Origin of the sequence: Faecalibacterium sp. DFI.5.82 (genome assembly GCF_029076575.1) — a bacterium.
Classification (GTDB): domain Bacteria; phylum Bacillota; class Clostridia; order Oscillospirales; family Ruminococcaceae; genus Faecalibacterium; species Faecalibacterium duncaniae.
Genome location: NZ_JARFIS010000037.1, coordinates 1 through 643, shown reverse-complemented (window position 1 = coordinate 643; position 643 = coordinate 1). Strand labels below are relative to the sequence as shown.

1 protein-coding gene is annotated in these 643 nt (G+C 53.8%); it reads right to left on the bottom strand.

The window, feature by feature from the left end; all coding sequences use genetic code 11:
- A partial coding sequence (locus P0G09_RS15435) for a helicase C-terminal domain-containing protein (RefSeq protein ID WP_275253084.1) occupies positions 1–643 on the bottom strand: 643 nt, incomplete at both ends.

The following is a 643-nucleotide window of genomic DNA, read 5'->3' as shown; positions in this document are numbered from 1 at the left end:
TAATCCGAGCGCAGCACCTTGAGCTTTGCTACCTGCACATCCAGATCCATCTTTTCCCGGATGCGCGGGTCGCCTGCGCATAGGGCCTTGACCTCGGCATACGAAAGAGCCTGCTCATCCACATCATCACAGGAGCGCATCGGAGATTTGCTCGTCATGATCTGCGAAATAAACTTCTGCTTGTTTTCCAGCGTTTGCCAGAGGTAGGCGTCGAATGTCCCCTCCGTGACGTAATTATAGACGTAAACTTGTTTGTTTTTGTTGCCCTGACGGATGATTCGGCCGTTGCGTTGGGTCATATCGGACGGTCGCCAGCCTACATCCAGATGATGCACGGCCACCAGCAGGGTCTGGACATTGGTGCCTGCGCCCATCTTTGCAGTGCTGCCCAGCAGGACACGCACCTTGCCGCTGCGGACTTTGGAGAACAAATCCGCTTTCTTACCTTCAGTATCAGCGTTGTGGATGAACTCGACCTCCGATTCCGGCACCCCGGCGGCAAGCAGCTTTGTGCGAATATCATCGTAGACATTGAACGAGCCGTCTCCCTTGGGCGTGGACATATCGCAGAAAATCAGCTGCGTCAGATTATCCTCTTTGGTTTCGTTCCAGATACGCAGAACATTGTCGACGCAGGCATTCA